The 19,344-nt window shown below is 35.1% G+C and carries 20 protein-coding genes; all 20 read right to left on the bottom strand.

Features of this window, described 5'->3' with window-relative positions:
* Positions 1-110: 110 nt before the first annotated feature.
* The 20 genes from proS to BCR26_RS07410 all read right to left on the bottom strand — a co-directional run bounded on the left by proS (position 111) and on the right by BCR26_RS07410 (position 19,285).
* Complete coding sequence (gene proS / locus BCR26_RS07505; protein WP_069698363.1) at positions 111-1,550, bottom strand: proline--tRNA ligase; 1,440 nt, start codon at positions 1,548-1,550, stop codon at positions 111-113.
* Positions 1,551-2,106: 556 nt separating this feature from the next.
* A complete protein-coding gene (locus tag BCR26_RS07500; RefSeq protein ID WP_069698362.1) occupies positions 2,107-4,164 on the bottom strand; it encodes a cation:proton antiporter in 2,058 nt (685 codons plus the stop codon).
* 23 nt (positions 4,165-4,187) lie between these two features.
* The gene (locus BCR26_RS07495; RefSeq protein ID WP_084387059.1) at positions 4,188-4,499 is read right to left on the bottom strand and encodes a hypothetical protein; all 312 of its coding nucleotides are present in this window, start codon (positions 4,497-4,499) and stop codon (positions 4,188-4,190) included.
* A gap of 103 nt (positions 4,500-4,602) precedes the next feature.
* Positions 4,603-5,088: a hypothetical protein gene (locus BCR26_RS07490; RefSeq protein WP_084387058.1), complete on the bottom strand. Its 486-nt coding sequence runs from the start codon at positions 5,086-5,088 to the stop codon at positions 4,603-4,605.
* An 80-nt stretch (positions 5,089-5,168) separates the two neighbouring features.
* Positions 5,169-5,366, bottom strand: coding sequence for a hypothetical protein (locus BCR26_RS07485; protein ID WP_069698360.1), 198 nt, complete (start codon positions 5,364-5,366; stop codon positions 5,169-5,171).
* A gap of 181 nt (positions 5,367-5,547) precedes the next feature.
* On the bottom strand, positions 5,548-6,396 hold the full coding sequence (locus BCR26_RS07480) for a DegV family protein (protein WP_069698359.1): 849 nt from the start codon (positions 6,394-6,396) through the stop codon (positions 5,548-5,550).
* A gap of 76 nt (positions 6,397-6,472) precedes the next feature.
* Positions 6,473-7,564, bottom strand: a complete 1,092-nt coding sequence (locus BCR26_RS07475) for an LCP family protein (RefSeq protein WP_069698358.1) — start codon at positions 7,562-7,564, stop codon at positions 6,473-6,475.
* Between the two features lie 115 nt (positions 7,565-7,679).
* On the bottom strand, positions 7,680-8,528 hold the full coding sequence (gene pheA, locus BCR26_RS07470; RefSeq protein WP_069698357.1) for a prephenate dehydratase: 849 nt from the start codon (positions 8,526-8,528) through the stop codon (positions 7,680-7,682).
* A gap of 13 nt (positions 8,529-8,541) precedes the next feature.
* Entirely contained in the window at positions 8,542-9,042 is a 501-nt protein-coding gene (locus tag BCR26_RS07465; protein WP_069698356.1) for a shikimate kinase, read from the bottom strand.
* A gap of 16 nt (positions 9,043-9,058) precedes the next feature.
* Positions 9,059-10,342 (bottom strand): 3-phosphoshikimate 1-carboxyvinyltransferase, encoded by a 1,284-nt coding sequence (gene aroA / locus BCR26_RS07460; protein WP_069698355.1) that lies wholly within the window; start codon positions 10,340-10,342, stop codon positions 9,059-9,061.
* A gap of 12 nt (positions 10,343-10,354) precedes the next feature.
* Positions 10,355-11,452: a prephenate dehydrogenase gene (locus BCR26_RS07455; RefSeq protein WP_069698354.1), complete on the bottom strand. Its 1,098-nt coding sequence runs from the start codon at positions 11,450-11,452 to the stop codon at positions 10,355-10,357.
* A 29-nt stretch (positions 11,453-11,481) separates the two neighbouring features.
* Entirely contained in the window at positions 11,482-12,648 is a 1,167-nt protein-coding gene (aroC, locus tag BCR26_RS07450) for a chorismate synthase (RefSeq protein ID WP_069698353.1), read from the bottom strand.
* 11 nt (positions 12,649-12,659) lie between these two features.
* Entirely contained in the window at positions 12,660-13,721 is a 1,062-nt protein-coding gene (gene aroB / locus BCR26_RS07445; RefSeq protein ID WP_069698352.1) for a 3-dehydroquinate synthase, read from the bottom strand.
* Positions 13,722-13,737: 16 nt separating this feature from the next.
* Positions 13,738-14,763 carry a 3-deoxy-7-phosphoheptulonate synthase gene (gene aroF / locus BCR26_RS07440; RefSeq protein ID WP_069698351.1) on the bottom strand — a complete coding sequence of 342 codons (1,026 nt, stop codon included), beginning with the start codon at positions 14,761-14,763 and terminating at the stop codon, positions 13,738-13,740.
* A gap of 33 nt (positions 14,764-14,796) precedes the next feature.
* Positions 14,797-15,666: a shikimate dehydrogenase gene (gene aroE, locus BCR26_RS07435; RefSeq protein WP_069698350.1), complete on the bottom strand. Its 870-nt coding sequence runs from the start codon at positions 15,664-15,666 to the stop codon at positions 14,797-14,799.
* Between the two features lie 399 nt (positions 15,667-16,065).
* Complete coding sequence (locus BCR26_RS07430; protein ID WP_069698349.1) at positions 16,066-16,518, bottom strand: hypothetical protein; 453 nt, start codon at positions 16,516-16,518, stop codon at positions 16,066-16,068.
* 81 nt (positions 16,519-16,599) lie between these two features.
* Positions 16,600-16,971 (bottom strand): thioesterase family protein, encoded by a 372-nt coding sequence (locus tag BCR26_RS07425; protein WP_069698348.1) that lies wholly within the window; start codon positions 16,969-16,971, stop codon positions 16,600-16,602.
* Between the two features lie 13 nt (positions 16,972-16,984).
* The gene (locus tag BCR26_RS07420) at positions 16,985-18,190 is read right to left on the bottom strand and encodes a CCA tRNA nucleotidyltransferase (RefSeq protein WP_069698347.1); all 1,206 of its coding nucleotides are present in this window, start codon (positions 18,188-18,190) and stop codon (positions 16,985-16,987) included.
* Positions 18,187-18,975: a 4-hydroxy-tetrahydrodipicolinate reductase gene (gene dapB, locus BCR26_RS07415; RefSeq protein ID WP_069698346.1), complete on the bottom strand. Its 789-nt coding sequence runs from the start codon at positions 18,973-18,975 to the stop codon at positions 18,187-18,189. The genes BCR26_RS07420 and dapB overlap by 4 nt, the downstream gene beginning before the upstream one ends.
* Positions 18,968-19,285, bottom strand: coding sequence for a nucleotide pyrophosphohydrolase (locus tag BCR26_RS07410; RefSeq protein WP_069698365.1), 318 nt, complete (start codon positions 19,283-19,285; stop codon positions 18,968-18,970). The genes dapB and BCR26_RS07410 overlap by 8 nt, the downstream gene beginning before the upstream one ends.
* Positions 19,286-19,344 lie beyond the last annotated feature (59 nt).

The following is a 19,344-nucleotide window of genomic DNA, read 5'->3' as shown; positions in this document are numbered from 1 at the left end:
AAAGCTCTTTCAAAAGAAAAAACAGAGACGATTTTGATAATAATAGTCAAAATCGTCTCTGTTTTCTATAAATAGTAGTTTATTGTCCCACTCTCTTTTTTAATTAGTAATTAATAAGCTTTCGCCCAGTGAACAATATGCTTCGCTTCTTTACCGCAATGTGGACAGGTTTTTCCAACAATCGGTTCTTCATTGTCTTCAAATGTCATACATCTCGAAGTTGCCGTAGTTTCTTCTTTTACTTTTTCCTCACAAGATGCGTCGCCACACCAAGGAGTTACAGCAAATCCACCTTTTTCAATTCGTGCATTAAATGTTTCACGGTCTTCCATGTATTCAGTCTTTTCATCGGCGCGTTTTTTAGCACTTTCAAAAAGATTTTTTTGAATTTCATCTAATAATTTAACGATATTTTCTGTTAGACCTTCCATTGGCATCGCAATTTTTTCGCCAGTATCACGACGAACAACGATCACTTGCTGGTTTTCAATATCTCTAGGTCCCATTTCGATTCGCACTGGAATACCTTTCATTTCGGTTTCATTGAATTTCCAACCAGGATTTTTGTCGCTATCATCCAAACGAACACGAATTTTTTCTGAATGTAATTTATCTTCAAGTGCTTTAGCATTTTCTAAAACACCAGCTTTATTTTGCGCAATTGGAACAATCATTACCTGAACAGGAGCAATTCTTGGTGGCATAACCATTCCACGGTCATCTCCATGAACCATGATTAGCGCTCCAATGGACCTAGTAGTAATCGCCCAAGAGGTTTGATGAACAAATTTTTCTTTGCCATCTTTTGCAGTGTATTTAATATCAAAAGCTTTCCCAAAGTTGTCTCCCAAATGATGAGAAGTTGTGATTTGTAAAGCTTTTCCATCATACATTAGTGTTTCATTTGTATAAGTTTCAATAGCACCTGCGAAACGTTCGCTTTCAGTTTTTCTTCCTCCAACAACTGGAATCGCTAGGACTTCTTCACATACTTCTTTGTATAAATCTAAAATCAATAACGCTTCTCTATCCGCATCATCATGATCTACATGGCATGTATGTCCCTCTTGCCAGAAAAATTCAGTTGTTCTTAAAAATGGACGTGTGGTTTTTTCCCAGCGTACAACACTTACCCATTGATTGTATAATTTTGGTAAGTCACGATATGAATGGATAATGTTACGGAAATGCTCTGCAAATAAAACTTCTGAAGTAGGTCGTATTGCTAAACGTTCCGCTAATTCACTATCTCCACCATGTGTTACCCAAGCGACTTCAGGTGCAAATCCCTCCACATGTTCTGCTTCTTTAAGTAGCATGTGTTCTGGAATTAGCATTGGCATTGCAACATTTTCATGGCGCATTTCTTTTAATCGATCATCTACATAACGTTGGATATTTTCCCAAAGCGAATAGCCCGCTGGACGTAAAACCATACAGCCTTTAACACTTGAATAATCAGCCAATTCCGCTTTTCTAACAATATCTGTATACCATTGAGCGAAATCGACATCCCTTTTCGTAATATCTTTTACAAAATCTTGACTCATTCTTTCCACCTCGTCATCGTATTTCTAAGAAATATTTTTTCCTCATTTTTATTCACAAACATCTCTGAATGAATAGTTGTTTCAACAGAAATTTTATTGACTACTTCATTTAAGTATCCCTACCTTAGTTAAATTATTTGCAAAAAAAATAGCAATTCCTCTAATTCAGGGACCATATAATATGGCGGTACCACCCTAATTTAAAGCATTGCTTTACAACTCTAATGGATAACGGTCATTAACCGTGCAAACAGGCAACTTTAGTTGGTAGGTTCAAGGACTTTATTACATGAAAATCTTTCAGCAAATAATTTTCTCTCTATTGGTAATAAGGTTGGTCTCTACTAATCCACTTAAACGTTCAAATATGAATATAGCTAAATTATAGCGATTACTGATTTAGCTGTCAATCTATTTTATTGGTTATTTTGATTCATTCGAAGTTTAGACACTTTCCAAAGACAACAAAAATTGATTGTTAGCCATTATTCCCTTAAATGATGAATAATGACCACTAAATTAACTTTGTTGTCTATGGATAAAATTTACTTTACATTTATTTTATTGTTAATCGATCTAATTCTCTTTTAATTGGCAACGGTATGCTAGATGAATGAAAATCATTAATCGAATATGATTCTAATAAATTCACATTTTTTCGATATTCGTTTGCAGCAAAATATAAAATCGTCCCATTAAGTTCAAAAAGATCAATCATTTTTCGTTCTTCATGATACCCAATTAGCATTTCTTTAATATAGTTTGATTGTGATTTTACAATAAATGAGTCAATTAGCGTACCATCTTCCAATCTTCGAACCAACTGTAATCGTCCATTGATGAAAAAACGGATCAAATCATCGTCATAAACACCATTCAAGTTATCTAAACTTTTCAGTATAACTTCTGTATTTTGTAAGAACACTTCTCGCACATTTTCTAGCTCTTCTTTATGGTATTCTCTACGATTTGCTTCATTCTTGTTTACCCAAAATAGTTTAGGATGAATGAAAAAAGTAATTACTTGTCTTACAAATAACAACCAAAAGCCAATGATTGACAACAATTGACGAGCAATCGAGCGTTCCATTCGAGAAATTAATCGTTGATAAATACGATAGCCTTCAACTCCAATTTCTTTTTGACGAAAACTTTCTTCTAGTCCATCGCGTTCAATTGAAACAATTAGTGCTCGAAGCTCTTGCACATCTTGTCTTTTTTCAGAAGAAAGCTGTTTCGTATAGAGTTCTTTAATCCGATCTTGATAATTTTCAATTACTACATTCATTTCTACTTGCGGATTTTTTTCGTTCTCAATAATTAATTCTTCAATTACCGCTTTTAGTAGATCAATTTCAGCATCATTAGTATCTTCAGGTTCATCTGACTCTGTTAAAAATGGAAGAGCAACCATGCCACCAACTAAGGTAACTAAAATAACACAAGCAGTAATAAAAAGAAGCAAGGCTCTTTCAGGAAAACTTTGCCCATTGATCGTTAAAGGTAAAATAAAAACAGTCGCTAAACTAACCGTACCTTTTACTCCTCCGAAAGTCAAAATCAAGATTTCATTCATCATTGTTTTCATCTTTTTAAATCCATTTTTTATGGTATAAATAACAATAATTGAGAGAAATCGAACAAGAAACAACGTGATTGCAATCAGTAAAATAACTAGTAGCATAAAGCTATTTGAATAAGCTTCACTATTCCAAATCGGAGAAAAGACTTGAGACAGTTCTATTCCTAGAAAAAGGAAAACTAGCGCATTAAGAGAAAAACTAATTGTTCCCCATGTGCTTTCAGACACACTTGCAAGCTCTGCTTCAAAAAGAGAAAGTTTTTTAAATCCAGCTGATTGCATTACTCCTGCAATCACTGCTGCAATAATTCCTGAAACACCGAAATGTTCTGCTAAAGCGTAAGCTAGAAAGGGTAATAGCAATTCTAACAACAAATAACCTGTAACGTCCTTAGCTGAAACTTTTTCTAAAACTTGAACTACTTGTCGTTTGAACATTACTAAGACTGCACCCACAACTGCGCCTCCGATACTGGAAACAAACAGCGTAACGGTGGCATTAGCGATGGAAAAGCTACCTGTCAGTAATGCCGCTAAAGCGAATTGAAAGGCTGTAACTCCTGATGCATCGTTGATTAGTCCTTCTCCTGCCAAAATATCCATAACTTTTTCAGGGACATTTATTTTTTCAGATAATGTATTCACTGCAACCGCATCTGTTGGGCCTAGAGCTGCCCCAAATGCAAAACAAGCTGCAATCGGCAATGCTGGAATAATTAAATGTAATACCCAACCGACACTGAATAAGGTAATAATGACTCCTGCAAATGCCAGAAAGAGAATAGTATCGAAATTTCTCATAAGTGAACGAGTATTTGCTAGTTTGCCTTCTCTAAAAAGTAAAGGAGCGATTATCATAATTAGAAACATTTCTGGTTCAAAAACAATTTCCTTTCCTATACTAGTCAACCCTATAATTACACCAAATATAATCTGCACAATTGGCAAAGGGATGATGGGTATGATTCTATTAAAGACATTGGAAAAAGTGATTGCAAATACAAATACAATAATTAAATATATAAAATCCATCGCCTAGCTCCTTTTATCTTGCATCATTCTATTTGTTTTGTAATACATTTTAGTAGTTTTTCCTTTTTTAAACGAATTTTTTCTTCCACTTGGTTTCGTTCTTTATTACGATCGCATAATTCTAACTGTGCTCTTTTAGCTTCTAAGCGCAAAAGATCCTTTTTAATTAACTCTATTTTTTTATAATTCAAAAAATTCTTCTTTTTTATATGGCGCTCAATTTCTGCTTTTTTTTCTGATGGCAACTCACAATATTTTTCTTTCAAATCTGCTAAGCGTTGCTCAAACTCTTTATCCAAAGTATAAACTTCCTCTCGAAATAATCTATTGACCATTATAACAAAACATGAATTAAGTACCTACTAAAACAACTTCTGCTGGTGACCAAAATCAAAAAACTGATATCGAGATGTAGATAATCTCAACATCAGTATTCTATTACCCATTTTCTTCATCAATAATAATACTTAATTCCGTTTCTTCATTCAATCGTTTAGCTAAAAAAGGAATCATCTCTTCTAAAGGAATAATAAATGTCATCAATGGACCTCGATGGCCATTTTTGAAATAATTCATTCGAATCTCATCTGCTTTTTTTAACAGGACAATCTTTTCAATATCGGTATATAACGTTCCGGATTTATCAAAAGGCGTGGTAATAATACGATCCTCCGTTAAACCTTTAGAATCAAGATTAAAACTAAGTAACATAAGAGCAGATAGAATATTTCTTATTAGTTGATTCGTTGTTCCATCTGTTGTAAAAGCAATAAAAAACATTAGTAGTGCTAAAATAGAGGCTCCTACTCTTACCAACCTATTCTTTTTTCCTTTTATCAACACACTGGAGCGAACTAAATACAAATAAATATACATTAAAAATACAAAAACAATTAGTAGTACAGTTAAAAAATCTAAACTCACATGCTCCTCCTTTTACAAAAAAACCAGTATTCATTTTACTTGATAAAATTGTTTTTCTCGTAAAGTAGAGAAACCCTTGACTAGTCTTCAGTCGACGTATTTAACGCTGTTAATTTTTCATTAATTTTTTTAATTTTATGCTTACAGGCCAAGATATCTCGAATCACCTGATCGCGTTTTTTGCCAGCTGGCAAACCATCTGAAAGCTGATAGTATGTTGCGAGCAGCTGAACTTGTTTCAATTTTTCTTTTTGCAATGTCTCAACAGTTTTTCTCATCTACCCGCCTCCTGTAATTAAGTATACCTTACTTTCAAAAGGATTTGGGTAAAGATCTACTCTTTTTCACAAAATAATAGAAAATTACATTAAAGTAAACATTTAATAGTGGTTCTTTCAAAAAAGAAAACTGTATAAAGGAAAATAATTTTTTCTTCCTTTTAGTACAGTTCCTTTTAATCTATTGGGCTGAAATAGCTAAACCAATTGCTTTTTCACCTAAATGTGTCCCAATCACTGGACCAAAATGACCAATCTCAATTTCTGCCTCAGGATATTGTTCCTGAAGTTTCAATTTTTCTTCTTCCGCAACTTCTAAATTATTAGCATGAATAACATACAGTTTCACTGGATGCGCAATGCTTTGGTTTAGCTTGCCAATAACTTCTTCTGAACGAGAAAAAGCTCTTTTAGTGGAGCGTATCTTCTCAAATAAAACGATTTTTCCTTCTTCAAAAGTCAAAATAGGTTTAATTTTTAAAAGCCCACCAATCAAGGCTGCTCCGTTGGTCAAGCGTCCTCCTCTAACTAAATTATTTAAATCATCAACCACCAAATAGGCATAGGTATTATCACGTATGATATCTAGTTTTTCAAATATTTTTTGCAAATCGATATTATTTCCGCTTAAATCTAGAGCAACTTCTACCATATGCCCCATAGGTAAACTCGTTATTCGGGAATCATAAGGATATATTGTTGCTCCTTCAATTGACTCTTTTATCGTTGATAAGGTATTAACGAATCCTGAAATCCCAGAAGAAAGATGAATACTTATAATTGTATCATATCCTTTAGAGACAATTGATTCGTACAACTCTATAACTTCTCCTAATGCTGGTTGAGATGTTGTAGGAAATTCATTACTATTATTAAGCAGATCATAATATTCATCTGCCTCAATATCAATTCCTTCATTGTAAACTTTACCATCTAAAATCACTGGAATTGGGATAACAAACAAATTAGGATGATTCTTTATTCTATCTGGTAAATAAGCCGTACTATCTGTTACAATAGCAATCTTCATAGGGTAACCTCATTTCAATAATTTTCCGCAGTATAATTAATATAGCATAAATAGAGCTTCTTTGAAATATTTTCATCTATTGATTAAGAAAATTTTGGATAGCTGAGCGGTTCATTTCTAGGTCAATTTGTAGAACACTTCCAGCATAATCTGATTCCCCATAACTCCAAGAATCTTCAACCGGAATCGCTAAACGTTCAACACCCCCACTGCCTTTAAGAAGTAATGATGGACCATTCATTACCATGAAACTCGTAGGAACATCTGTTGACATATAACCAACTAGCCTTCCTAAAGATTCTGGCATGCGAACTACCGTTAAAGGATTTTTTAATTGTCCCATCACTGCTGACATCACTTGTTGTTGTCTACGAACACGTCCAAAATCGCCTTCTTCATCCATTCTAAAACGAGCGTATTGAAGCAAAGTATGGCCATCCATTTTTTGTTCTCCTTTGGCGATATCTACACCATCTAAGTTAATATCTTTTTCAGCATCAATTTTTACACCACTTGGAAATAGCGAGTCAACTATTCTTTCAAAAGATTGGAAATCAACCTTTGCATAGTATTTACAGTCTAAATTGAAATTTTCAGCCAATGTTTGACGCACTAAATCTGCACCACCATATGCATAGGCAGCATTGATTTTATTCGCTCCGACACCAGGAATATCAACAAAAGTGTCTCGCATAAAAGAAATTAGCTTAGGTTTCTTTGATGGTCCATTCAGTTGTAAGACCATAATTGTATCCGCACGCCCAGCATCTTCTCCTCTAGTATCGCTTCCTACAATTAGAATGTTTTTTGCACCATTAGCACTTTTGACCCCATTAAATGTTTCAACTGATTCTTTAGGCAAAGATGTATCATTTTCAGCGTATGTTTTTCCTTTAAAAAAGAATACTACAGATAATCCAATAATAAATAATAGCAATAATGCAATCCGCTTCGGCCAACTAAAACGTTTCTTTTTTCTAGGTTTCTTTGGTTTCTTATCTTTGGAATTGCTGTAGTTTGGACCTTCAATGTGACTATTTGATTGATTTTGTTGTTGAAAAGTTTCTTCTTGCTGTCTCACTTTCTCTTTACGAGGATTGAATCCCTTTTTATCTTCTATCGGTTTTGCGTTATCGTGTATTTGTTTATAACGATCCATTCGGCTCATTATTCCACCTCATTTCACTTCTTTTCAGTCATCTTTAAGCATACCTTATTTTATAAAAAATTCCTAATACATAAAATAAATTTAATAAAAAATAAAAAGACCTTTTCAGATCTTTCTACATACCATGAATAGAGTGGACTTCATAACTGCCAAAGATTTTTACTGTTCCTCCCATTAATCGTACTTCTGTTATCGCATTCTCTAACAATTCTTTAGGTTTTAAAACATTAATATCAATTAAAAAGAAATATTCACCTAATGAAGTTTTTAATGGTCTAGATTCAATTTTACTTAAATCAATTTCTCTCCAGCTAAATGCGGATAATGCTTTGTGAAGTGCTCCTGGCATATTGTTCGGCATTGTAATCGCAATAGTCATCTTTTTTTCTTCAACAGGAATTGAAAGACTTATTTTTTTTGAGCCCAAAACCCAGAAACGTGTCCGATTAATAGCAATATCTTGAATATCGTTGCAGACAATCTTTAAATCATAGGTTTCTGCAGAGACTCTTGGTGCGATTGCAGCTATTTTTTCTTTAGGATTTGAAGAAACATAATGAGCAGCATAAGCAGTTGAAGGCGTCGGTTCCAATTCGGCTAAAGGAAAATGTTCACTTATAAAAAGTTGTGATTGTGCCAAGGCTTGCGGATGCGATAGTATTTTTGTTATTTTTTTCCAGTCATTGGAATTTTTTTTTGCAACCATCAATTGCTGATGAATTGGTAAAACAATTTCTCCAATAACAGGGATTGTCGATTGATGAAAAAGATAATCTACAGTTGTATTCACTGAGCCTTCAATTGTGTTTTCAATGGGTACTACTGCTAAATCGATTTCTTTGCTATCTACTCCTTTTATACATGCAGGAATAGAATGGTAAGGAACAAGTTCATCATTTGGAAATGCTATTTTTGTTGCTGTATGAGTGAAGGAAGCTTCTGGTCCTAAATATCCAACTTTCATCTGTGCCACCTACTTATATGCTTTCTAAAATTTCTTCTACTACTTCTTCGGGTGTACGATTATCTGTTTCTACTATTAAACTAGCACTTTCCTCATAAAATGGGATTCTAGAATTAAAAATAGCTTTAATTTCTTCAGCTGTTTTAGAAACTACTAGTGGACGAACCATCGACTGATCTTGTTTCAATCTAGGAATAAATACTTCTGGTTTTGTTTTAAGATAAACCACTGGAGCCATTTGTTTTAAAAGCTCGCGATTTTCGAGGCGCAGGACAATCCCACCACCAGTAGAAACAATTTTATTATGGTTTAAGTAACGCCCTAACAATTCTGTTTCTCGCTCTCTAAATGCTTCTTCACCATGCAAAGCAAAATAGTCTTGAATGGTCATTCCAATTTCTTTCACAATTTCTTCGTCAAAATCGACTTGCTCTAGCCCAGTTTCTTTCGACAACAACTTCCCAACAGTTGTTTTTCCAGCACCCATAAATCCAATTAGAATAATCCCCTTCATTAATCATTTCTCCCTTTTAATTGTTTAACTTTTCAATATCCACAAAAAAATTCGGATAGGAAACGCTAATTGCTTCTGCCTTATCAAGAACTACTGTCCCCTCTTTGACTAACAACGCAGCAATTTGAAGCATCATTCCGATACGATGGTCGCCATAACTCGTCACATTTCCAGAATGTAATGTTGTTTTACCATGAATAATCAAACCATCTTCTGTAGGTTCGATCGTTGCTCCAAGCTTTGTTAGTTCGTTCGCTACAGCATCGATTCGGTTGGTTTCTTTGACTTTCAATTCTTCGGCATCTTTAATGATAGTTGTTCCTTCTGCTTGGGTAGCCAACAATGCAATAATTGGCAATTCATCAATTAATCTTGGTATTATTTCGCCACCAATCTCAATTCCTTTTAGATTACTTGTTGCAACGGTAATCGTTCCTGCTTTATTCGCATCATCCCCGGTTTCTTCCACGGTGATCTGACCACCCATTTTCTGAATGACATCAATAATTCCCGTTCTTGTTGGGTTAAGCCCAACATTTTCTAACCTTATCTTACTATTTGGAACAATTAATCCAGCAACTAAGAAAAAGGCTGCAGAAGATATATCGCCTGGAACAACAACCTCTTGACCTTTTAGCTGTTGCGGGCCAATAATTCTAATTTCTCTATCATTGACAGTGATTTGACCACCAAATTGACGAATCATATCTTCAGTATGATCTCTTGTTTTTTCTTTCTCAACAATAACAGACTCACCTTTAGCTTGTAAAGCTGCAAATAAAATAGCTGATTTTACTTGTGCACTTGCTACCGGCATCTGATAATTGATTGGTTTCAAATCCTGACTCCCCTTTATCGTTAAAGGAGGATATTCACTGTTATCTTTTCCTGCGCAAGAGGCGCCCATTTCGTTAAGAGGTAGCATCACACGGTTCATGGGACGTTTTGCAATCGAACTATCCCCTAATAAAGTAGTTGTAAAGGGCTGTCCTGCTAAAATCCCCATAATCAATCGAATGGTTGTTCCAGAGTTACCAACATCAATTGAACTTGCCGCTTGTTTTAAGCCCCCAAAACCATTTCCGTTAACAACGATTGTTTCACCATCATCTTCTATTTTAATTCCTAGTTTTCTGAAGGCTTCAATCGTGCTCAGGCAATCATCACCACGTAAAAAGTTTCTGATAGTTGTTTTTCCATTCGCTATTGCTCCGAACATAACACTTCTGTGTGAAATGGATTTGTCACTAGGAACTGTAATTGTCCCATTTAAGTTCTGTCTATTCGTTACTAATTCCAAAGAATTGCCTCCTTATTTTTCATAACATAGATAGTCTGTTTGTTTTTCAATTATTTCTTTTGCTTTTCGTAAATCTCCTTGATTTTTGAAGGTCAATTGTAGAATACCATAAATATCTTCTCTTGTTTCTAATATCTTAAGATTAATTAAAGACAATCTTGCTTCTCCAAGAATCCCAGTTATTTGAGCGATTACTCCTGGAACATCTGGCACATCCACGAACAAATCGTGGAAAGCTGGTATCGCCCCTTCTTTATGCACCGGCATTTGATTTCTAGTTTCTTTTGCTTCATAAAAAAATTGGAAAATAGCTTCTTTGTTATCTTGGCTAATCCATTTTGACACTTCTGACATTTCCTGTTGCCAATCATCAATTAGTTTCAACAAAGGAGCTTTATTGCTTAGTAAAATATCTGTCCACATTTGCGGGTCAGAGGAAGCAATCCGTGTAATATCTCTAAATCCTCCGGCAGCCAGTTGTCTTGACCGAGGATGTTCTAAGTTAAAGACTTTACTTTGATTCACTAATCCTGCTGCAATAATATGGGGCAAGTGACTAAGCATACCTGTAATTGCATCGTGCTCACTAGCTGTTAATGTAACAAATTTTGCTCTTGTTCCTATCAATAATTGTTGAATTATTTTTTCAGCGTATCTGTTAGCAGAATCGACAGGTGTAAGAATGTAATAGGCATTTTCAAATAGATCTTCATCTGCCGCTGTCACACCTGATTTGTGGGAGCCTGCCATTGGATGTCCACCAACAAAATTATTTAATTTTAGTTCCCTAACATGTTCAATAATTACAGCTTTGGTACTTCCTACATCAGAAATCACAGTAGTTTCTTTTAACTGCAATTTACTTAACTCTTCCAATTGTTTCATCATTGTCTTGACTGGTGAGCAAAGTAATATTATATCAGCTTCAGGTGCATTATTTTTTAATGAAGAAGCTATTTCATCAATCATCCCTCTTTTTAAGGCAAAATCTTGTGATTCTTTTTTTGAATCTAACCCTACTATCGTTGTTGCTGGATGTTCTTTTTTTATGCAAAGAGCAAGTGAACTGCCAATCAATCCAAGCCCTACAATTAATATTTTATTCCTCATGTCGTTTCCTCTCTCCATTTATTTATTCATTAAAATGTTTGAGTATAACGACGATACTGTTCTATTTCTTCCTTCATTTGTTCAAAAGAATCACTAGAAAATTTTTCTAATACGGCTTGTGCTACTTCCGTTGCTACAACAGCTTCGCAAACAACACTGGCTGCTGGAACCGCTGTACTGTCAGAGCGTTCAACACTCGCTTTGTAAGGTTCTTTTGTATCGATATTCACACTTTGTAGCGGCTTATATAAGGTTGGGATTGGTTTCATTACGCCACGAACAATAATTGGCATTCCATTTGTCATACCGCCTTCAAATCCGCCTAAATTATTAGAAGTTCTGGTATATCCTGTCTCCTTAGACCAAACGATTTCATCCATCACTTGACTACCAGGTTTGTTTCCCATTTCAAAACCGATACCAAATTCTACCCCTTTAAAAGCATTAATACTTGTTACCGCTTGAGCGATTTTTGCATCTAACTTACGATCCCATTGTACGTAGCTTCCTAAACCAATAGGAACCCCCCCAATGACAACTTCTACAACACCACCAATTGTATCGCCATTTTTTTTCGTTTGGTCAATTAGCGCTCTCATTTCAACTTCTACAGTCGGATCTAAAACACGCACATCTGATTTTTCTGATATTTCTTTTATTTCTGATACGGTTAGATTCTCAGGTATCGTTGCTTTTATGCCACCAAGTATTGCCACGTGTCCAGCAACTTCGATTTGTAGTTCATTAAGCATTTTCTTTGCAATAGCACCGATAGCCACTCGCATAGTCGTTTCCCGGGCTGAAGACCGCTCTAAAACATTTCTCAAATCATCATGTTTATATTTTATGCCACCTACTAAGTCAGCATGACCTGGACGTGGTTTATTTAAACGACGGATTTTCTTTTCTTTTTCACTCACTTCTTCAACGGACATTACAGAAGTCCAGTTTTTCCAATCCTTATTTTCTACTACCAAAGTAACGGGAGATCCTAATGTTTTTCCATGACGAACCCCAGAAGTAATTCTCACTTGATCTTTTTCGATCAACATTCTACCGCCACGACCGTATCCCCCTTGTCTCCGGGCAAGTTCTAAGTTAATATCGTCTGCTGATAAAGGCATTCCTGCTGGTAATCCTTCAATAATCGCTGTTAATTCTGGTCCATGTGACTCTCCTGCGGTGATAAAACGCATAAAATCCCCTCCTAATTAATGTATTCTTTCATTTCTTCAATAGGAATTTTAACAATTTTTGCTGTTCCTATTTCTTCCAACAAAATAATGTTAATGTTTCCACCTCTAGTTTTTTTATCATGTGTTAATGCTTCAAAAATTTCATCTTCTTTCCAATGATCGGTTGTAATTGGCAAATTAAACTTTTGAATCATTTGATTTAATTCTTCTGTTGTTCCTGATTTAGTTTGTCCTTTTTCTTCTGCTACTTGGTTGATTTTACTCATTCCTAGTGCCACACCTTCACCATGGGTCAACACCCCATAGCCAGCAGTATTTTCTAAAGCATGTCCAATCGTATGACCAAAGTTTAGCAATAACCGGACACCGTTATCCAATTCATCTTCTTCTACTACTTTTCGCTTAATTCTGCAGCAAGCGGCAATAATGTCTTCCGAATGAGTGAGTAAATCTTTTTCATTCGCTAACTCTTCAAGTCTATTCCAAAGTTGCTTATCTGCTATAGCTGCCGATTTAATAATTTCTGCGATTCCTTCACGAACTCTTCTTTTTTCAAGAGTATTTAACGTTAGGGGATCGATCAAAACGCCATCCGGTTGAGCAAACGTTCCAACTAAGTTTTTCGCTTTACTAGTATTGACCGCTGTTTTCCCACCAATACTACTATCTACTTGTGCTAAAAGGGTCGTCGGAACTTGTAAAAAATGGAGTCCACGCATATACGTCGAAGCAACAAATCCAGCTAAATCTCCAACAACGCCCCCACCTAATGCAATAACTCCATCACTTCTAGTTAAACCTTGCTCTGCTAAATAATCATAAAGTGTTGCAGCTACCATTAGACTTTTGCTTTGTTCACCAGGCTCAACGGCAATCAGAGTCGCTTCAAAATGTGAAGCGTTTAAACTCTCCAATACTTTTTCACCATAAAGTTTTTCAACATTTTTATCTGTAATTACGACTATTTTTTGAGGATTCCATAAAGTTTCCGCCCATTCACCAATTGACGAAAGCAATCCTTTTTCGATTGTCAAATCATAGGAATGGTTAGGTAAAGTCACTGTGAGCTTCATTTTTTTCAACTCCTATTTATTTATCTAATTTGCTAATTTCTTGCATCGCTTTTTCAACAATTTTAACTTCTTGCATCATTCTCAAGTATGTTTTTTCATTTAATGATTGAGGACCATCTGACCAAGCATTAATTGGATCTGGGTGAATCTCTACAATCAAGCCATCTGCGCCTGAAGCGACACCAGCTCTTGCCATTGGCGGAACTAAATCCCAGATTCCAACGCCGTGACTAGGGTCTACAATAATTGGAAAATGACTCAATTTTTTAATTAGAGGAACAGCACTTAAATCAAGTGTATTTCTAGTTGCTGTTTCGTAAGTACGGATCCCTCTTTCGATAAAGATTACATTAAAGTTTCCTTGAGCAGCAATGTATTCAGCTGCATTTAACCACTCATCAATTGTACCAGAAATCCCACGTTTTAAGCCAATAGGTTTACCTGTTTTACCCACAGCTTCCAATAACTTGAAATTTTGCATGTTTCTAGCACCAATTTGCAGGATATCACTATATTCAGCTACCATGTCAATATGGGCTTCATCCATCACCTCAGTAATTACTTTCATATCAAGCTCGTCAGCAGCTTGACGAATGTACTTAAGACCTTCTTCTTCTAATCCTTGGAAAGCGTATGGAGATGTTCTTGGCTTGAATGCACCACCTCTTAAAATACTTGCACCGCCAGCTTTCGCAATTCTAGCACATTCTCTAATTTGCTCTAAGCCTTCGATTGAACAAGGTCCTGCCATTGTTGTTAAACTTCCATCTCCAATTTTCACCCCATCAACATCTACAACTGTATTTTCTGGATGGAATTCTCGGCTTGTCAGTTTGTATGTTAAAGAAATTCTTACCGCATTTTCTACTCCTTCATAACTAGTAAAGGCGACATCTTGTAATTTCCTTGTATCTCCAACTAAACCAATAATTGTTTGCTCTTTTCCTTCGCTTAAGTGAACTTCCATTCCTTCTTTTTTCACACGTTCTATTACTGACTTAATTTGTGCTTTCGTTGCTTCTGATTTCATAATTACGATCATGTTAATTCTCTCCCATTTATAGTTTTTTTTTAGTTAAATTGATTCAATGATTGGTTTTATCTTATCTATTGGCATCTCTTGCCCCGTCCATTTTTCAAAAGCGGCTGCCCCTTGATAAAGCAACATGCCTAATCCGTTATTGGTTTTTGCGCCTCTTAATCGAGCTTCTTTCAAAAACTTTGTCTCTCTCGGTGTATAGATGACATCGCAAACCGCCATATTCGGACGAATAATAGAAAAATTTTGAATAGGAGCTTGATTTTCTAGAGGTTTCATACCAACTCCAGTTGCGTTTAATAACACTTCACTTTCAGCAACATCTAAAGCTAACTGCTCGGTATCTGCTAAATCATGTAGCTTGATTTTGCAGCCAGTACTTTTAGCAATACGAGCTATTTTTTCTTGAAGCTTTGGAAAAAATTGTTCTTTACGATTAAAGATTGCAATTTCTTCGACACCATCAAGAGCTGCTTGAACAGTAATTGCAGTTCCGGCACCGCCAGCACCAAGAATTGTCATTTTTTTTCCAAGAGGCGTTACTTCTATGTCTTCTAAACTTCTCATAAATCCAATTCCATCAGTGTTATGCCCTGTTAATTTACCATTTTCGTTCGTAATTGTATTGATTGCCCCAATTAAACGTGCCGCCTCACTTAATTCATCCATGTAATCAACTGCTTGTATTTTATTAGGCATTGATAAGTTGGCACCCATCATTTCTAAATTCCTAATAGACTCAACAGCTGCTCTTAGTCCACCATTTCCTACTTCAAAAGCTAGATAAACAGCATCGATACCTAATGTCTGGAAAGCTGTATTGTGAATCATTGGTGAAACACTGTGGCGAATAGGCGTTGCAAATAGCGCAGCCAGGCGTGTATGACCTGTAATCTTATTTTCCATTTGTAATCCTCCATTATTATTTTTTAATAGAAAAAAGGTGTTCACGTAAATTTTCAAAAAATCTACAGTGAACACCTAGAAAAAATGTGTAAAATAAAAGCCACTATAGATTTTTCATCTACGCGGCTGTAAGTCGTCCCAAAATCCCCTAGCCATCATAGATACAAACGTTTAGGTCTGCATCCATAATGTTATGAACACAAACTTATCTAAAATAGCTAAAGTAATAATTATTCAGTTGTGATTGACTTTGTTTCATCGTTGTCATAATAAATCACTCCATAACTGATATTTAAGAATTGAACTAAGTATACCTCTCAAAAAAAACGGTGTCAACACTTTTTCTCTTAAACTTAAAAAAAAGAGACCCAAAACATCTGGGTCAAAGTTGTTTTTTAATTAAAATTCAGTTGAATAGACTTCCTCAACAGTTTGTTTAGGATCAATCACAATGTATAAGCTTTTTGTTTTTTCGCTTACTTTTGTTGATTGGTAGGCGTTATCTAATCCTTCATCAGTTTTATCTTTATATGGGAAGTACACTAAATCTGGCGTACCTGTTTTGTATAAAATTTCCATACGTTCAATGTCTTCATATTTTAAAGCACGAGCAAACATTCCTAGCTCAAGACCACCTAAGTTAATATCATGAGTTTGAACATGATCTCCTTCGTGGAAAATTTCAATTTTGAATGCTTCACAAGGATGGATCTCCATAAAATCACTTCCATGGATACGACCAAAACTTGTTGTTACTTGTTTAATCCATAAGTCTCCAATAAAACGTCGGTTAACAGTCCACGTTTCCTCATTTCTAAAATAAAACTTTAAACCAGTCATTTCTCTAGCCATAGTAAATTCTCCTTACATAAAATAATTTCTACTTCTTTAGTTTAACATAACTTAATCCATAGGTCACAAAATTAGTTTCAGTTATGTTAAATTGTTCATTCTATTTAAAAATAGTTCTGTTAAAATAACAACTCGTTGATGGTTTCCATTTCCAATTAAGTCGTTCCCATCGAAAACTTCGAAAGAAAAATTAACCTTTTTTTCTTCACGAGAGTCAATGATCACCTGAACGGTTATTTCAGCACCAACTTTTGATGGTTTCAAATGCTTGGTTTCAATAAATGAACCGACACTGCTTTCTTTTTCAGTTAAATCGCTGCTTATCGCTTCTTTTGCTGTGTTTTCTATCATTGCAACCATAGCTGGGGTAGCTAAAACTTCTAAATCTCCAGAACCCATTATTTTTGCGGTATCACAATCTCTTACAATAAATGTTTTAATGTATTTTTCCATCTTAAGTACTCCTTTAAAAAAACGTCTCTTCAGCAAAAACTAAGAGTGTTTTTTTATTATTTTCAACTTGTCTATAAAGAACTGACCGTTCAATATATTCAATCAATTCCCCAACCCATTTGCCAGGTTTTTTATCAAAATACTCAAGCAAATCATTACCTGTTACAGCTAACTGACTTCTTTCATAAATCGGCAGTGCTTCAAATTGAGTCTTCGTCTCTTCACTAGAATTGATTTGACCAAAATAAGGCAACAATTCTTCAACTAATAACGCTTTTTCCAATCCAAGTTGATAGAGATCTAAAGAATTCCATGTGTCCAACAAACGTTGATTCAAACCATAATGTAACTGCTGAATTTTTTGCATCCTATGATTTGAAAGTTTCCATTCTTTTAAAAATGATCGAATTTCAGAATTCTCAAGATTCAACGAATGTATGAACAACGTCCAAGCCTGACTTTCGGAATTAATTTGTTTTTCCAGTAAATCAGAAAAGTTTAAAATCGATTCTCCGTATTTTTTTAATCCCGGACAATATTGATAGCATTTAGTTTCTACAAAAGGGATTAACCCAGACTTACGGTTCATTCCTAGCAATAACTTAATAAATTCGACTGTTATTCGTTCTACTGAAATTTTTTCAAGCAGTGAATGAAATTTCTCAATTGCTTCCAACGTTTTGTTCTCAATGGAAAAATCTAATTGGCTAGCAAAACGCAAACCTCTCATCATCCTTAAAGCATCTTCATAAAACCGTTCTTCTGGATTACCGACTGCCCGAATAATTCGATTGTGAATATCGTCCATTCCGTCAAACAAGTCAATGATTTCAGCATCTGCGTTCATTGCTAAAGCATTTATTGTAAAATCTCTTCTCTTTAAATCTTCTTCTAGTGAGCGTACAAACGTCACTTGATCTGGTCTACGATAGTCTTGATAAGTCGATTCAGTTCTGAAAGTTGTGATTTCATATTGTTCATCATCTACTAAGACTAGGACTGTTCCATGTTCAATCCCTACATCCACTGTTCGTTTAAAAATTTGTTTAACTTCCTCTGGATAAGCACTGGTAGCAATATCCACATCATGAATTGGCTTATCCAGAAAAATATCTCGAACACAGCCTCCTACGAAGTAAGCTTCATATCCATTTGCCTGAATTTCACGAATTACTGTTGCTGCATGAATAAATTCTTTTGGTAACTTATTTAGCTTCATAACAAATTTTCCAACCCATAAACAAGTTCTTTGATTGCCACTACTTTTTCACAACCTAAAGCCACGCCACTCATGAAAGAGCTTCTATCATAGGAATCATGACGAATTGTTAAGCCTTCACCTACACCACCAAATTGAACTTGTTGATGGGCAATTAATCCTGGCAGTCGAACACTATGAATTTTCATTCCCTCAAAATCTGCTCCACGGGCGCCAGCAATTAGCTCTTCTTCTTCAGGATGTCCTTGTTTTTTAGGTTTACGAACTTCTGCCATCATTTCTGCTGTTTTAAGCCCAGTTCCGCTTGGAGCATCTAATTTATTATCATGGTGCAATTCAATAATTTCCACATCTGGAAAATATTCAGCAGCTTTTTTAGCAAATTGCATCATTAACACTGCTCCAATTGCAAAATTAGGCGCAATTAGTCCACCCACTTGTAACTCTTTAGACCGATCAATTAGTTCTTTTAATTGTTCTTCAGTCAGTCCTGTCGTTCCAACTACGGGAGAAATATGGTGTTCAATCGCAAATTTCGTATTTTCGTAAGTTACTTTAGGAATGGTAAAATCAATCCAAACTTCTGGAGAAACAGACAAAACAGCATTTTTGTCTTTAAAAACTGGAACATCTACTCCATGATATTCTGGTAATTCTTTCAAATTCTCTTCTTTTGCAAAAGGATCTAAAACACCTACTAATTCAAAATTTTCATTTTCAATAACCATTTTTGTAGCCGTACTTCCCATCTTTCCTTTAAATCCTGCTACTACAATTCTAATCATTTATTTGCCCATCCTTTCTTTCAAAACGATATTTGTCTCGTTGATTAAACTTATCCATTGTGGCTTGAAACGCTTCTGTTAAGTCAATCCCAAGAGAGTTTGCCATACTAATCGTCACAAATAGAACATCTCCTAGTTCTTCTGTTACTGTTTTAAGTTCTTCATTACTTTTTTTAGGTTTCTCTCCATAGTAATGATTAATCTCTCTAGCTAATTCTCCAACTTCTTCCGTTAAGCGAGCCATTTGGCCTAAAGGTGAAAAGTAACCCGTTTTAAATTGTTGAATATATTGATCTACTTGATTTTGCATAGAGTGTAATGTTTGTTTTTCCTCTTTCAATTTTCCCACCCTTTCTTATTCTCTTATAT

The sequence above is a fragment of the Enterococcus rivorum genome, assembly GCF_001742285.1.
Classification (GTDB): Bacteria; Bacillota; Bacilli; order Lactobacillales; family Enterococcaceae; genus Enterococcus_L; species Enterococcus_L rivorum.
This window is presented reverse-complemented; position numbering and strand designations above follow the sequence as displayed.

Excerpts from the sequence above, each read along its gene's own strand:
- proS (WP_069698363.1), bottom strand. The coding sequence starts at position 1,550 with ATGAGTCAAGATTTTGTAAAAGATATTACGAAAAGGGATGTCGATTTC.
- BCR26_RS07500 (WP_069698362.1), bottom strand. The coding sequence starts at position 4,164 with ATGGATTTTATATATTTAATTATTGTATTTGTATTTGCAATCACTTTT.
- BCR26_RS07495 (WP_084387059.1), bottom strand. The coding sequence starts at position 4,499 with ATGGTCAATAGATTATTTCGAGAGGAAGTTTATACTTTGGATAAAGAG.
- BCR26_RS07485 (WP_069698360.1), bottom strand. The coding sequence starts at position 5,366 with ATGAGAAAAACTGTTGAGACATTGCAAAAAGAAAAATTGAAACAAGTT.
- BCR26_RS07480 (WP_069698359.1), bottom strand. The coding sequence starts at position 6,396 with ATGAAGATTGCTATTGTAACAGATAGTACGGCTTATTTACCAGATAGA.
- BCR26_RS07475 (WP_069698358.1), bottom strand. The coding sequence starts at position 7,564 with ATGAGCCGAATGGATCGTTATAAACAAATACACGATAACGCAAAACCG.
- pheA (WP_069698357.1), bottom strand. The coding sequence starts at position 8,528 with ATGAAAGTTGGATATTTAGGACCAGAAGCTTCCTTCACTCATACAGCA.
- BCR26_RS07465 (WP_069698356.1), bottom strand. The coding sequence starts at position 9,042 with ATGAAGGGGATTATTCTAATTGGATTTATGGGTGCTGGAAAAACAACT.
- BCR26_RS07455 (WP_069698354.1), bottom strand. The coding sequence starts at position 11,452 with ATGAGGAATAAAATATTAATTGTAGGGCTTGGATTGATTGGCAGTTCA.
- aroC (WP_069698353.1), bottom strand. The coding sequence starts at position 12,648 with ATGCGTTTTATCACCGCAGGAGAGTCACATGGACCAGAATTAACAGCG.
- aroB (WP_069698352.1), bottom strand. The coding sequence starts at position 13,721 with ATGAAGCTCACAGTGACTTTACCTAACCATTCCTATGATTTGACAATC.
- aroF (WP_069698351.1), bottom strand. The coding sequence starts at position 14,763 with ATGATCGTAATTATGAAATCAGAAGCAACGAAAGCACAAATTAAGTCA.
- aroE (WP_069698350.1), bottom strand. The coding sequence starts at position 15,666 with ATGGAAAATAAGATTACAGGTCATACACGCCTGGCTGCGCTATTTGCA.
- BCR26_RS07430 (WP_069698349.1), bottom strand. The coding sequence starts at position 16,518 with ATGGCTAGAGAAATGACTGGTTTAAAGTTTTATTTTAGAAATGAGGAA.
- BCR26_RS07425 (WP_069698348.1), bottom strand. The coding sequence starts at position 16,971 with ATGGAAAAATACATTAAAACATTTATTGTAAGAGATTGTGATACCGCA.
- BCR26_RS07420 (WP_069698347.1), bottom strand. The coding sequence starts at position 18,190 with ATGAAGCTAAATAAGTTACCAAAAGAATTTATTCATGCAGCAACAGTA.
- dapB (WP_069698346.1), bottom strand. The coding sequence starts at position 18,975 with ATGATTAGAATTGTAGTAGCAGGATTTAAAGGAAAGATGGGAAGTACG.
- BCR26_RS07410 (WP_069698365.1), bottom strand. The coding sequence starts at position 19,285 with ATGCAAAATCAAGTAGATCAATATATTCAACAATTTAAAACGGGTTAC.